15 protein-coding genes and 2 other annotated features are annotated in these 13715 nt (G+C 56.1%); of the genes, 14 read left to right on the forward strand and 1 reads right to left on the reverse strand.

What is annotated here, in order from left to right; genetic code table 11:
- Positions 1 to 98: 98 nt before the first annotated feature.
- The 8 genes from J2Z70_RS26950 to J2Z70_RS26985 all read left to right on the forward strand — a co-directional run bounded on the left by J2Z70_RS26950 (position 99) and on the right by J2Z70_RS26985 (position 7043).
- Positions 99 to 278, forward strand: coding sequence for a hypothetical protein (locus tag J2Z70_RS26950; RefSeq protein ID WP_209878265.1), 180 nt, complete (start codon positions 99 to 101; stop codon positions 276 to 278).
- Between the two features lie 14 nt (positions 279 to 292).
- Positions 293 to 478 carry an H-type small acid-soluble spore protein gene (locus J2Z70_RS26955; RefSeq protein ID WP_036723178.1) on the forward strand — a complete coding sequence of 62 codons (186 nt, stop codon included), beginning with the start codon at positions 293 to 295 and terminating at the stop codon, positions 476 to 478.
- Between the two features lie 243 nt (positions 479 to 721).
- Positions 722 to 1696: a DMT family transporter gene (locus tag J2Z70_RS26960; protein ID WP_209878267.1), complete on the forward strand. Its 975-nt coding sequence runs from the start codon at positions 722 to 724 to the stop codon at positions 1694 to 1696.
- Positions 1697 to 1784: 88 nt separating this feature from the next.
- The gene (gene tsaE / locus J2Z70_RS26965; protein ID WP_209878269.1) at positions 1785 to 2276 is read left to right on the forward strand and encodes a tRNA (adenosine(37)-N6)-threonylcarbamoyltransferase complex ATPase subunit type 1 TsaE; all 492 of its coding nucleotides are present in this window, start codon (positions 1785 to 1787) and stop codon (positions 2274 to 2276) included.
- On the forward strand, positions 2273 to 3100 hold the full coding sequence (tsaB, locus tag J2Z70_RS26970) for a tRNA (adenosine(37)-N6)-threonylcarbamoyltransferase complex dimerization subunit type 1 TsaB (protein ID WP_209878271.1): 828 nt from the start codon (positions 2273 to 2275) through the stop codon (positions 3098 to 3100). Before tsaE ends, tsaB begins: the two co-directional genes overlap by 4 nt.
- Complete coding sequence (gene rimI, locus J2Z70_RS26975) at positions 3097 to 3621, forward strand: ribosomal protein S18-alanine N-acetyltransferase (RefSeq protein ID WP_209878273.1); 525 nt, start codon at positions 3097 to 3099, stop codon at positions 3619 to 3621. The genes tsaB and rimI overlap by 4 nt, the downstream gene beginning before the upstream one ends.
- A complete protein-coding gene (gene tsaD / locus J2Z70_RS26980; RefSeq protein ID WP_209878275.1) occupies positions 3618 to 4667 on the forward strand; it encodes a tRNA (adenosine(37)-N6)-threonylcarbamoyltransferase complex transferase subunit TsaD in 1050 nt (349 codons plus the stop codon). Before rimI ends, tsaD begins: the two co-directional genes overlap by 4 nt.
- Before the next feature lie 54 nt (positions 4668 to 4721).
- Positions 4722 to 5064: a binding site (T-box leader), on the forward strand.
- A 51-nt stretch (positions 5065 to 5115) separates the two neighbouring features.
- Positions 5116 to 5405: a binding site (T-box leader), on the forward strand.
- A gap of 75 nt (positions 5406 to 5480) precedes the next feature.
- Positions 5481 to 7043, forward strand: coding sequence for a 2-isopropylmalate synthase (locus J2Z70_RS26985; RefSeq protein WP_209878277.1), 1563 nt, complete (start codon positions 5481 to 5483; stop codon positions 7041 to 7043).
- 928 nt (positions 7044 to 7971) lie between these two features.
- On the opposite strand, the gene J2Z70_RS26990 is transcribed toward J2Z70_RS26985, so the two are convergent.
- A complete protein-coding gene (locus J2Z70_RS26990; RefSeq protein ID WP_209878280.1) occupies positions 7972 to 9927 on the reverse strand; it encodes an ABC-F family ATP-binding cassette domain-containing protein in 1956 nt (651 codons plus the stop codon).
- Positions 9928 to 10143: 216 nt separating this feature from the next.
- On the opposite strand from J2Z70_RS26990, the gene J2Z70_RS26995 reads away from it, so the two are divergent.
- From J2Z70_RS26995 to groES, 6 genes are all read left to right on the forward strand, one after another.
- On the forward strand, positions 10144 to 10806 hold the full coding sequence (locus J2Z70_RS26995) for a 5-formyltetrahydrofolate cyclo-ligase (RefSeq protein ID WP_209878282.1): 663 nt from the start codon (positions 10144 to 10146) through the stop codon (positions 10804 to 10806).
- A complete protein-coding gene (gene moaC, locus J2Z70_RS27000; RefSeq protein ID WP_036723188.1) occupies positions 10797 to 11273 on the forward strand; it encodes a cyclic pyranopterin monophosphate synthase MoaC in 477 nt (158 codons plus the stop codon). Before J2Z70_RS26995 ends, moaC begins: the two co-directional genes overlap by 10 nt.
- A gap of 91 nt (positions 11274 to 11364) precedes the next feature.
- Entirely contained in the window at positions 11365 to 11850 is a 486-nt protein-coding gene (locus J2Z70_RS27005; protein ID WP_036693720.1) for a MogA/MoaB family molybdenum cofactor biosynthesis protein, read from the forward strand.
- Positions 11851 to 11981: 131 nt separating this feature from the next.
- Complete coding sequence (tatA, locus tag J2Z70_RS27010; protein ID WP_036723189.1) at positions 11982 to 12224, forward strand: twin-arginine translocase TatA/TatE family subunit; 243 nt, start codon at positions 11982 to 11984, stop codon at positions 12222 to 12224.
- A gap of 102 nt (positions 12225 to 12326) precedes the next feature.
- Entirely contained in the window at positions 12327 to 13091 is a 765-nt protein-coding gene (tatC, locus tag J2Z70_RS27015; RefSeq protein ID WP_209878331.1) for a twin-arginine translocase subunit TatC, read from the forward strand.
- Positions 13092 to 13415: 324 nt separating this feature from the next.
- Positions 13416 to 13697: a co-chaperone GroES gene (gene groES / locus J2Z70_RS27020; protein WP_036723192.1), complete on the forward strand. Its 282-nt coding sequence runs from the start codon at positions 13416 to 13418 to the stop codon at positions 13695 to 13697.
- Positions 13698 to 13715 lie beyond the last annotated feature (18 nt).

The following is a 13715-nucleotide window of genomic DNA, read 5'->3' on the forward strand; positions in this document are numbered from 1 at the left end:
GGAAGGGCTTTTTCTAGCCGGATGCATGTTTTGAGAGTCATGGGAAAAAATAAATGCTGCTCAGCTTGCACAGACCCAAAGCGAGAAGAGGAGGCATTATGGACAAGGAGCACTATCACTGGAGCGATGCGTTATCCGAGCAGGATATTCCGGCTGAGGCGGTCAATTGGGACAATATTATTGCCGATCCGAAGGATGCCGGACTGGACGAGGACGCAGTACTGCTGGATGCTGATGCAACAATCGGGGAGCTTCCGGTGGAAGATGAAGAGGAATAGGGGGCAAGAAAAGAATGGATATAACACGGGCGCAGGATATTTACGCTTCCAAGGACAAGATTGCGGTGCATCTCGACGGTGAGCCGGTCTGGATTGAGCATGTAGATTCGGATAACGGTATGGCAACGGTTCAGGTAGGCTCCCGGCCGACGAATACACAGACTGTTGGTGTTGAGCGGCTGGAGGAACAGAGGAAGTAGCGGGTCAGCACAATAAGTCCTGGTAGGTATCCAGGTAAAATACTAATTAGAGCAGGCGTTCTCTTGGCGGTGACACCATCGCGGGAGTCTCCTGCTTTTTGTGTGGCCTGACCTCCTACACACGTTATGCTCAGGGCCGGGCGTGGAGCCGTAGCCTCTAATAATAGCTGACACAGATATTGACGCCGGGCGTGGTGAGCCCTATATTTGGGAGAAGAATTTTGACGAAAAGAGATGATGGAAGTGCGTCCGATATTGCTGGGTGTGTGCTCGGCGCTGTTTTTTGCGGTGACGTTTGTGCTGAACCGGAGGATGGAGCTTGCGGGAGGAAGCTGGGCGTGGAGCGCCTCGCTGCGGTACTTGTTCACGCTCCCGCTGCTGCTGGCGATTGTGGCCGGAAGAGGGAGGCTGAAGCCGCTGCTGGCTGCGATGAGAGAACGGCCTGGAGCCTGGCTGCTGTGGGGAACTGTCGGGTTCGGCTTGTTCTACGCGCCCATCTGCTTCGCCGCTGCCTATGCACCGGGCTGGCTGACGGCTGGAACGTGGCAGATCACGATTATCTCCGGTTCGCTGCTGGCTCCGTTCTTCGGAGAATGGGTCAGCGGACCGGGAGGACAAGTATACATAAGAGGTAAAATCCCGCTGCGCGGGCTGCTCCTCTCCCTGATTATTCTCGCCGGAGTAGCGCTGCTGCAAGTGGAGCAGGCGCGGCAGCTTGCCCCATCCCAGGTCCTGCTCGGCATTGTCCCGGTACTTATCGCTTCCTTCGCTTATCCGCTCGGCAACCGTAAGATGATGGAGCTGTGCGGCGGCCAGCTGGATGTGTTCCAGCGGATTCTTGGCATGACGCTTGCCAGCCTGCCCTTCTGGCTGGCTGTCGCTCTGTATGGTATGACAGATACAGGCCTGCCCTCCTCCCCGCAAATAGGACAATCAGTCATTGTTGCACTCAGTTCGGGAATTGTGGCTACGGTGTTGTTTTTCCGGGCTACCGATCTGGTCCGGGATAGCATGAGCAGTCTGGCAGCCGTGGAAGCGACCCAGTCACTGGAGGTGCTGTTCGCCTTGCTGGGGGAGATGCTCCTGCTGGCCTCGCCGCTGCCATCCCTCCTGTCATGGGCGGGGATTGCGGTCATTATTGGTGGTATGGTGCTGCATAGCCTGTTCTCCCGGCATCCGGGGAAGCCTGCGGCGGCTCCGGCGTTCTCAACGGACTGACAGGCTGTTGCGGTGCAAGTAGCATACCGATATAATTAAAAGTATTGTTAACTGTTAAGGGATCTTCAAAAAGGTGGTAGTTGCAGCTTTGGACAATAATACACAAACGGTGTTTACAACCCGTTCATTCAGCCTTCAGGATACGGAGGCACTTGCCGCCGCCATTGCTGCCGCGTCATCGGCGGGGATGGTTATCGGACTTGACGGGGATCTAGGTGCGGGCAAAACAGCGTTCTCGCAGTGCTATGCACGCCATTTGGGTGTGGAAGGTATTGTAAATAGTCCTACTTTTACCATTATCAAAGAGTATGAAGGACGTCTGCCGCTGTATCATATGGATGTATACCGGATATCGCTGCAGGAAGCGGACGAGCTGGGACTGGAAGAGTATTTCTACGGTCAGGGTGTGTGTCTGGTGGAATGGAGCCGAATCATTGCTGATCTGATGCCGCCGCGGCATCTCCATATAGAGCTGAAGACCGCCGGCCCGGATGAACGGGAGATTACGGTGACCGGAATCGGAGAGCCTTACGGCGAAGTGTGCCGGATGCTGATCCAGAAGTGGGGTAAAGAAACATGACGAACTCGAATAATGAGCCGCGTAAGCGGTTTTTGGCGCTGGATACATCAACGGCAGTTCTGGGAGTGGCCGTGACTGGCGGCGGGGAGCTGTTGCATGAGATTAATGCTTCCGGGGAGCGGAACCATTCGGTTCATCTGCTGCCTATTATTGAGCAGGCACTTCAGGCGTCTGCCACTACGGCCGAAAGAATCGGCGGAATCTCGGTCGGGATCGGCCCGGGCTCCTATACCGGAACACGGATCGCTGTGACTGCAGCCAAGACGCTGGCCTGGGCCTGGAACGTACCGGTTACCGGTGTATCCAGCCTGCATGCGCTGGCCTGGGGCGGATACCATGCGGCTTCTGCGCAGCAGAAGCAAGGCTCCATAACGTCCCCGAACGGCACGGCAGGAACAGACTGGATCATTCCGCTGATCGATGCCCGGCGGGGACAGGCATACACCGCTGTATTCGCCGCGGACGGGGACAAGCCTCCCCGGCGGCTGGCGCCGGATGCCATCAGGCTGATGGCCGACTGGGTGCAGGAGCTGGCGGTACGGCTGAAGGAAGCCGCAGCTGAGGGCAATCTGCCGGACACACTGTGGTTCGTAGGCGAGACGGCGCTGCACGGAAGTGTGGACATGCTGGCTCCGCTGATGGAAGCTGCCAACGTCCAGGCAGTGCCTTATGAGCTGGAAGGACGCTGGACTGGATTTCTGGCGGAAGCGGGTCTCTACGAAGAGAGTGGAGATTTGCATACGCTGATTCCCAATTATACGCAGCTGTCAGAGGCGGAGGCGAATTTGCGCCGCAGCAGCGAAGGGAGCCTGAATACACGATGATCGAACCGGAACGTAGACCAGCTCAGGAGACTGAGCTTGTTTTTCGCCTGATGCGGCTGGAGGATGTGCCTGCGATTCTTGTGATTGAACGGGAGGCCTTCACCATGCCTTGGACAGAGGAAGCCTTCCGCAACGAGCTGACCCACAATCATTTTGCAAAATATATGGTAATGGAGCTGGCAGGGCATATTATCGGCTACGCGGGAATGTGGGCGATTGTTGATGAGGCGCATGTTACCAATATTGCACTGCTGGAGGCATACCGGGGACGTAAATGGGGCGAGCGGCTCCTAGACGAGCTGATGAAGACGGCGGCTTATCTCGGCATGCAGTCGATCACGCTTGAAGTACGGGTCTCCAATGAGGTGGCCCAGAATTTATACCGCAAAAAAGGCTTCAAGCCTGCGGGTACCCGCAAGGGCTATTATTCGGACAACCGCGAGGATGCGCTCATCATGTGGGCCGATCTGCCGGAGTACGGGGAGCAAGCTGTAACGGAAGGAAGCGTGGACTTGAAATGAAGACAGACACGGGCGCAAGGGAGCCTGTATTGATTCTGGCGATTGAAACCAGCTGTGACGAGACCTCTGTAGCTGTAGTGAAGGATGGCTGTGAGGTGTTGTCCAACATCATCTCCAGCCAGATTGAGACCCATCGGGCATTCGGAGGTGTGGTGCCTGAAGTGGCCTCCCGCAAGCATGTCGAAGTGATTACGCTGGTTATTGAAGAAGCCTTAAGCGCGGCAGGCGTACGTCCGCAGGAGCTGACGGCAGTGGCGGTAACGCAGGGTCCGGGACTGGTGGGGGCGCTGCTGGTCGGAGTCGTGGCTGCCAAAAGCCTGGCGCTGGCCTGGGGCAAGCCGCTCATCGGCACGCATCATATTGCCGGTCATATCTATGCTAACCGGCTGGTCAAGGAATTGAAGTATCCGGGCATGACGCTGGTGGTGTCAGGGGGGCATACGGAGCTGGTGCATATGGAGCGGGAAGGAGCTTTCCGGATCATCGGGCGCACCCGTGACGATGCCGTCGGCGAAGCGTACGACAAAGTGGCGCGGGCCCTGGGCTTCCCTTATCCGGGAGGGCCGCATGTGGACAAGCTGGCGCATGAAGCGGAGGAAGCCTTCGCTCTGCCGCGTGTGTGGCTGGAGCCGGGCTCGTATGACTTCAGCTTCAGCGGTCTGAAGTCTGCGGTGCTGAACGCGGTGAATCAGAGTAAGATGAAGGGGCTTGTGCCGGATGTCGCGGGCATTGCGCGCGGCTTCCAGGAATCCGTAGTTGAAGTGCTGGTCGAGAAGGCGATCCGTGCCGTCCGTGAATACCACGCGGAGCAGCTTCTGCTCTGCGGAGGGGTAGCGGCGAACAAGGGGCTGCGCGAAGCCCTGATCCGGCGCTGCGGAATAGAGGGGATTGAGCTGGTTATCCCTCCTCCCGTGTATTGCACGGATAATGCGGCGATGATTGGTGCCGCAGCTTACGTGAAATGGAGACATGAAGGCGGGATTCCGCTGGATATGGTCGCCGACCCCGGCTATTCGCTGGAGAAATGGTCGGTATCTGCCTATTGACTTTTGCAGATGCCGCCGGGTATAATCATTTCAATTCAATCATCTTATATTTGAACAAACGCAATGATCGGAAGCAGTAAGGTCACTCCGGGATAAGAGAGCTGCGGGAAGGTGCGACGCAGTCGATGGAGACCTGAACTCGTCCGGGAGCGGAGCGGTGGAAGCAGGGAGCTCTTTGAACAGGAGCGCTGGCCGGTACAGGATGTAATCCGGCAACCTTAGGTACACCGTTACGGTTAACCTCCGTGAGAGGGTGGTCAGTCAAGGCTTGGCGGAGTGGGAACATTCCGGGAACCTTGCAGACATGGAGTGGGTATCGCAGAACAGCTGGAAGGTTAGCGGTTTCGGATATCAACAAGAGTGGTACCGCGACAGTGAACAGCCTGTCGTCTCTTGAATGAGACGGCAGGCTTTTTTTGTGCACATTTTGTGAGAAGTTATATAGGAATGACACGCAAGGATCGGGAGCAGTAGACGGCTAAGGTGAACAGAGAGCTGCGGGGAGGTGCGACGCAGACACCAGAGACCGGCGAATCTCGCCCGTGAGCGGAGCGGCGGAAAGAGCTACAGGTACGCTGCTACGGATGTCCCCGTTACCGGACCCTTCAGATCTTTATAGCTTCCGCTATCGGAGCTGGGAGATCTGATCTAAGCTGGACGCAGCCGGGACTTCTGACATCAGGGAGCCTATGCGTCAAAAAGAGTGGTACCGCGGAGGGCTGACCCCCCGTCTCTTTATAAGAGACGGGGGGTCTTTGTGCTTTTTAGGAGGCAGCCCTCCATTAGATAAACCTAATTTGAGGAGGAATTACAATGATTATTCCGGTAAAGAAACGAATTCAGATTTTTGACACGACGCTGCGTGACGGGGAGCAGGCCCCGGGAGCCAGTCTTACCCCTGAGCAAAAGATTATTCTGGCCGGCAAGCTGGCGGACCTGAGAGTGGATGTCATGGAGCCGGGATTCCCTGTATCCAGTCCGGGGGATTTCGCTGCGGTGGAGACGATCTCCCGTAACATTCAGGGCGTGGAGATCTGCGGCTTCGCACGTGCAGTCAAGGGGGATATCGATGCTGCTGTACGGGCCACCCGGGATGCCGCGCGGCGGCGGATTCATCTGTTCATCTCCTCCTCCGACATCCATCTGCGACATCAGCTGCGCATGAGCCGCCCTGAGGTTGTAGCGGTTGCCAGAGAGATGACGGCTTATGCCCGCCAGTTCTGCGATGTGGTAGAGTTCACTGCAATGGACGCTGCGCGGACGGGCATCGACGATCTGATCGAGATGGTCGAGGCGGTGATTGAAGAGGGCGCTTCGATTATCAATCTGCCGGATACGGTAGGTTATGCGCTGCCTCAGGAATACGGAGAGATGTTCCGGCGTGTGCGGCTTGGGGCCAGGGGCGGAGACAAGGTCATCTACAGCGCCCACTGCCACAACGATCTGGGCCTCGCCGTAGCGAACAGCCTGGCGGCCATTGAAGGCGGCGCCACACAGATTGAGGTTACGGTCAACGGAGTGGGCGAGCGGACCGGCAACTGTGCGCTGGAGGAGCTGGTCATGGCGCTGGAGACACGCGGAGACTCTATCGGCGCCGAGACTGGAATCGTGCTGGATAAGCTGTATGACACCTCACGGATGATCAGCGGGGCGATGCATTTCCCGATTGCCTTCAACAAGCCGGTGGTCGGGCGCAATGCCTTCCAGCATGAATCCGGCATCCATCAGGACGGCCTGCTGAAGGACCGCAGCACCTACGAGATTATGGACCCGGAGCGGCTGGGCATCCCGCGCAGCATGATTATCCTCGGCAAGCATTCCGGCAGGCATGCGCTGAAGGACCGCGCTGCGAAGTACGGCATTGCCCTGGATTCGGCGGAGCTGGACGCGCTCTACGAATCCTTCAAGGAGACGGCTGACCGCCAGAAGGCTGTCAGCGATGATGAGCTGCTGCGGATGGTCAGCAGCACCACAGGACAGCAGGCGCAGATCTATGCGCTCGGCGAGGTCCAGGTCCTGGCCGGCAGCGCGCCGCGCCGCGTGGCCGCAGTGACAGTGCGCCATCTGCAGAGCGGCGCAGAGACGACCCAGACCAGCACCGGAGACGGTCCGCTGGAAGCAATCATTGCCGCTATAGGGCAAGGGATTGCCGAGGATATCCGCTTCGACGGGCTGGAGCTGCATTCCCTCGGCAGCGGCGGGAATGCCCAGGCCGAGGCCGCCGTCATGGTGGAGTGGAAGGACACCAAGTTCCGGGGCACGGCCATCCATCACGATATCGTGATGGCCGCAGGCATTGCTTACATCGCCGCTTGTAATGCGGCACTGCTGTCGGAATCGGAGATGCCCTCTCCCGGCTCGGCGGTGAATAGCTAAAAAGCTAGAGACCCAAGAACAGAGCGAAGTTACCGGCGCGGGTTCAACGCTTTTCAAGGACCGGATGCCTCTGCCATGTCACCGACATCGGCAGGGGCATTTTTGCTGTCAGGGGTGGCAAAGCGGCGTATGGCCGATTGTAGTCGAAAAACCGAACACATTATATGCCGCGACGGCTTCCGAGCCCATTGTAGTCGAAAAACCGACCACAATGCGCCGGATGAGGGTACGCGAGCCAAATGTGGTCGAAAAACCGACCACAATACACCGGATGAGGGTACGCGAACCAAATGTAGTCGAAAAACCGACCACAATGCGCCGGATGAGGGTGCGCGAGCCAAATGTAGTCGAAAAACCGACCACAATGCGCCGGATGAGGGTACGCGAGCCAATTGTAGTCGAAAAACCGACCACAATACACCGGATGAGGGTACGCGAACCAAATGTAGTCGAAAAACCGGCCACAATGCGCCGAATGAGGGTACGCGAGCCAAATGTAGTCGAAAAACCGACCACATTCGGCGTTGCCTGGGAGCGTGGGCCGGATGGCGCACAAGTGAACGTACACATCGCCTAAACCTAACATGATTTTTGCCACTTGCGGCATTTGTCAACCTGTGGACAACGTTATCCACATATTCCGCACGAGTTGTGTAAAAACCGTGTAAAATCAGCAATAACGCCTTTTTTGCGAGCACCATAAACAGGAGGTTATGCTATGAAACAAAATTGTGAGAATTGTGGATAATGTGGATAATTCGGTGGATAAAAAGTCCTTGACAAGCAAAGTAGCCATTTTACGCATGAAAAAAGCCCCGAAGGGCTAATTTTAGACGATAGTTATGCACGGAAACTGTGGATGAGCCTGTGGATAACTAGATTTGAACAAATTGGAAACTGTTAAAATTTTTTTTGATGCGCCTTTACATTATTCCTCAGCCAGTTTCTCCCATTCGCTAAATAAATCTCCCAGCTCGCGTTTTTTGTCCTTAAGCTCACTTTCCTGCTCCTGAAGCGCCATATAATCCTGATACACCTCAGGCTTAGTCATTTCATGCTCAATCCCTGCGATGGCTTCCTCCAGCTTCGCGATATTCTCCTCCAGTTCGGAGATGCGGCGCTGGCGGTTCCGCTCCTCGCGTTTGGCCTGCTTCTCCGCCTCATAGGAGAGGGAGCTTCCTTTCTCGGCGGATACCGCTTCGTTGTCGGCACTGCGGGAGGACTTGGCGGCGGCAAGCTCGGCTTCCTCTTCGGCAATCGCCTTGAGCTCGAGCTTTTTCTCGATATAGTCGTCATAATTGCCCAAATACTGATCAATTCCGTCCGGGTGCAGCTCCAGTACCCGTTCAGCCATCTTGTTGAGGAAATAACGGTCATGGGAAATGAACAGCAGGGTGCCTTCAAAATCGATCAGGGCCGATTCGAGCACCTCACGGCTGACGAGATCCAAATGGTTGGTAGGCTCATCGAGAATCAGCATATTGGCTCCGCGAAGCATTAGCTTGGACAGGGCCACCCGGGCCTTCTCGCCGCCGCTCAGCGCAGCTACCTTCTTAAGCACATCCTCGCCGCTGAACAAGAAGTTGCCGAGAATCGTACGGATTCTGGCTTCCTCCAGCATCGGATATTCACTCCACAGCTCCTCCAGCACAGTATTGCGCGGATTCAGCCGGGTCTGCTCCTGGTCGTAGTAGGCGATCTTCACCTTGGTTCCCCAGTTCACGGTTCCGCGGGAAGGCTCGCGGGTGCCAGTCATGCATTGCAGCAGTGTGGACTTCCCGATCCCGTTTGGTCCGATCAGCGCCGCTGTCTCGCCGCGCCGCAGCTCGAAGGAGGCATTGCGGAAGAGCGGTGCAGCCTCAGGACTGAAAGAGACTGCGACCTCCCGGACCTGCAGCACTTCCTTGCCGGACATGAAGTCAGGCTCGAAGGAGAAGCTGGCCTTCTTCAGGTCGCCCAGTGGCTTGTCGATGCGCTCCATTTTGTCGAGCGCCTTGCGGCGGCTCTGTGCCCGCTTGGTGGTGGAGGCCCGGACAATGTTGCGCTGCACGAAATCCTCCATCCGCGAAATTTCGTCCTGCTGCTTCTCATACTGCTTCATACGAATCTCGTATTCCGCAGCCTTCAGCTCCATATAACGGCTGTAGTTACCTGTGTATCTGCGCGATTGGTGCCGCTCAATCTCCACAATGGTCGTCACCAGGCGGTCGAGGAAATACCGGTCATGGGATACGACCAGAATACCGCCTGCGTAGCCGCGCAAATAATCCTCCAGCCAGGTGAGCGTCTCAATGTCCAGATGGTTGGTCGGCTCATCGAGCATGAGCAGATCAGGGGCTTGAAGCAGAATGCGGGCCAGTGCCAGACGTGTCTTCTGGCCTCCGCTTAACGTTGAGATCGGAGTATCCGGTGCGAACTCTCCGAAGCCCATCCCATGCAGCACGCTGCGGATACGCGTATTGATCTCATAGCCGCCGTGATCCTTGAACCAGTCGGAGCGTCTGGCATAGCGCTCCAGCAGATCCTCATAACGCTTCGGATCTTCGGCAAGTGCCGGATCGGCGATATCCGTCTCCAGCTGCCGCAGCTCGGCCTCTGCCTCCAGCAGCGGCGCAAATACCGCGAGCATCTCTTCCTGTATGGTGTTATCCGACTGCAGGCCGCTGTTCTGGGCCAGATAGCCAATCGTAGTCTCTTTAGACTTATGAATTTGTCCGCTGTCATAAGACATCTCACCCGCGAGAATCTGCAGAAAGGTCGATTTGCCTGCCCCGTTGACGCCAACCAGCCCGACTCTCTCCCTCTCGTTCACCATTAGGCTAATGCCGTCCAGCACGCTTTGTATACCGTATGATTTCGTAATTCCTGTCGCTTGAAGAAGCATTCTGATGAAACCTCCGCCCTTGCAAATTGGCCCCGGCGGCTTGCGCCCAGGCGATTGTCTAATCTTATTCTCCAGTTTACATGAAAAAGGTGGGGCGTGCGAGGTTCATTCTTCTAACAAGGGGAATGAATCAACCTTGGCGAACCGGTGAGAAGAGTGGTAAACTGAGCTTACAAACTATGATAAGCTAGGAACAAGTGAAGGAGGAGGCTGCCTATGCAGGAGCACAGCATGCAGCTTGCCGGGCGGAAGCGCGAGCTTCGCACCGGGAATACCGCGCTCCGCGATGCCTTGCCCGTGGAGCAGCGGGAGCTGTTATCCGCCCGGGTGTGCGCCCATGCCTGGAGCTGGTTCTCACAGGAAGGCGCAGCTTCACTGCTTGCGTATGCGCCGTTTCGCTCCGAGTTGGACTGCCGTCCGCTTCTTACGGCGGCATGGGCGGAAGGGCATAAGGTGCTGCTTCCCCGCGTTAACCGGGAGAGCGGGGACTTAAGCCTTCACCAGGTAAGCTCCTGGGATGAGCTTGTCCCTGGAACCTACGGGATCATGGAGCCGCCAGCCGGGAGTGCTGCTCTTGCCGGAGCCCTCGCGCAAGCAGGACGTGGAACCGGCTGCCCGGAGGTCATCTTCGTGCCCGGACTGGCCTTTGACCGGCGGGGCGGCCGCCTCGGCTACGGACGCGGTTATTATGACCGCTTGCGCACTGCCCTGGAGGCCGGAGTCCCCGGTACGGCTGCCAAGCCTATGTGGATTGGTCTGGCCTACGGCCTCCAGCTGGTACCGGAAGTACCGCTTGAGGAGCATGATGCCTTAATGGATCTGCTGATTACGGAGAACGGCATCATGGATTGCCGGAAGGAGAGGGCTGCATGGAATTAACTCATTTCAACGAGCAGGGCAGAGCCCGCATGGTGGATGTGAGCGACAAGGAAGTTACCAGGCGGACAGCGGCAGCCAGAAGCCAGGTGCATATGGCCCCGGAGACGCTGAGCGCCATTAAGGCGGGAACGGTCCGCAAGGGCGATGTGCTAGCGGTAGCTCAGGTTGCAGGAATCATGGCGGCGAAGCAGACCGCAAGCTGGATTCCCATGTGCCACCCGCTGCCGCTTACCGGAGTGGATATCCGCTTCATGGATAACAACAAAGATGAACTATATATAGAAGCAACCGTCAGCACTACCGGCAAGACCGGGGTGGAGATGGAGGCGCTGACTGCCGTATCGGCAGCGGCGCTGACCGTATATGATATGTGCAAGGCGCTGCAGAAGGACATGATTATCGGACCTACGATGCTGGTGTCCAAGAGCGGCGGCAAGAATGGGGATTACGCGCTGGAAGCAGAATAGAGCAGCAGCAGGGAATGATACAGCCGAAGGCGCAGCGGCAGCTGCTTCAGCAGCCGGATATACATAGTACATAGAGAGGGAGGGACAACCTATGGCGTGGAAAACAGCAATCCTGACGGCCAGCGATAAAGGGGCCAGGGGCGAACGGGAAGACACGAGCGCCCAGGTGATTCGGGAGCTGGTGGAGGAGGAGCTGGGCGGCGAGATCATTGAATACCGGATCGTGCCTGATGAGCAGGATGAGATTATTGCTGCATTGATTGAGCTTACGGATTATTTCCAGGCGGATCTGGTGCTGACAACCGGCGGAACCGATCTGGCCATCCGCGATGTTACGCCGGAAGCGACGCGGCGGGTCATTGAACGCGAAGTGCCCGGACTCTCCGAGGCGATGCGCAGTACGGTGATGCAGAAGAACCGCGCAGCTATGCTGTTCCGGGGAATCTGCGGCATCCGCGGAAGAACTCTGATTGTCAATCTGCCCGGTACCCCGAAGGGGGTACATGAGAATCTGGCGGCGATTATGGATCAGCTTCCGGAAGCTCTGCTAATGGTTACGGGACAATACCGTCAGTAATCGGACTCTGCTCTCTTCACTTTTGTCTAAATCGTTCAGGATACACAATGGATGTGTGATATAAGTTATGGTATTATTATTTTATCGTTAACTATTGTCATGAACGGACAGAAGGATGGGAGGAAACCGGTATGTTAGGTGGTATTGGCACACCCGGAATTATCTTGTTGGTTATCTTGGCATTGCTGCTCTTCGGTCCCAATAAGCTTCCTGAGCTGGGGCGGGCAGTCGGGCGTACCTTCCGTGAATTCAAGGACGGTGCTCGGGAGATTGTGAACGAGCCGGAAGCGGCCAAGCGGAGCGAGACTGTTGCCCCTGCGGCTGCGCAGACGGCAGCAGCAGAACTTCCGCAGGACCGCCGTCTGCCGGAATAATTTTAAGGTTCCCACGCAGGGCGTCTTTCCCAGGTCTGCTTTAGACCGGGGCGGCGCCCTTTTTTTGAAGATGAAAAAATGTCAATCCGGGTGGTGTCAGTCATGTCTCTGGAAGCGGAAGAAATGTCCCTCGTCGATCATCTGACGGAGCTGCGCAGACGTCTTATCTACGTGCTGATCGTGTTCGTAGCAGGACTTGTGCTCGGCTTATTCGTCGCCAAGCCAATCTATCTGTACCTGATCAGCGCCGATGCTGCGCAGGGCTTCGTCCTGCATGCGTTCTCCTTCTGGGATGGAATCGGGATGTATATGAAGATCGCTATGGCGGTTTCGCTGGTCTTCTCCGTGCCGTTTATCGTCTTCCAGCTATGGGCGTTCATCAGCCCCGGCCTGCGGCCTGTGGAGCGGAGCGCTGCCCTGCGTTATGTGCCTTATGTGTTTGTGTTGTTTATTGCCGGTATTGCTTTTGCCTATTACATAGTGTTCCCTATGGCCTTATCCTTCACCATCTCGATTACGCGGAGCATGGGGCTTGAGGAGACCTACGGCATCGCTGAATACTTCAACTTCCTGTTCAGCCTGGTGATTCCGCTGGCCCTGCTCTTCGAGCTGCCGCTGATTGTCATGTTCCTGACCAAGCTTAGAGTGCTGAATCCGTTGCGTCTGCGCAAGATGCGCCGGTATGCTTATTTTGCGCTGGTGTTCATTGCCGTGGTCATTACACCGCCTGATTTCATCTCGGACTTTCTGGTGACGATTCCGCTGCTGGTGCTGTATGAATTCAGTGTGTTTCTGTCCGCATTCGTCTACCGCAGGCAATTGGCTGAGGACGCTAAGCGGGAGTCGCGGTATGTGAAGGCAGATTAGTGGGAAGGGGGCATAATATGCCCCTTGCTGGATAGAATGTAGGAGAGTGTGTGCCGGACAAGCGCTGAAACCATAATTTTGGCAAAAACAAATACGATTTTACGTAAAAGGACTTGAAATTCGCCTTCAAGTTGAGTATCATAAAAATTGTTGTTAGCACTACAGAGGGTTGAGTGCTAACGCTGCGAAAAAACCGGGAATAGCCGGAGCAACATCCCTTATCAAGATGCTGATCCGCTATATTGCCGCCCTGACGGCAGATCCCCGCAGCTTAATCTATGTTTTCAAGGCAAATCACATAATTTCAAAGGAGGCTATTTTTTCATGATTAAACCACTAGGTGAACGCGTATTGGTAGAACCAAGCGAGCAACAGGAAACCACTTCTTTCGGGATCGTGCTTCCGGACTCTTCCAAAGAGAAGCCGCAAGAAGGTACTATTATCGCTGTAGGCAGCGGAGCTTTGAAAGACGGAGTCCGTGTAGCGCTGGAAGTGAAAGAAGGCGACCGTGTGCTTTTCTCGAAATATGCCGGAACTGAAATCAAATACGAAGGCAAAGAATATCTGATTATGAAAGAAAGCGACATTCACGCTATTCTTGACTAGTCTTAAGCGTCTCTCATA

This window comes from Paenibacillus silagei (assembly GCF_017874735.1).
Lineage (GTDB): Bacteria > Bacillota > Bacilli > Paenibacillales > Paenibacillaceae > Paenibacillus_AQ > Paenibacillus_AQ silagei.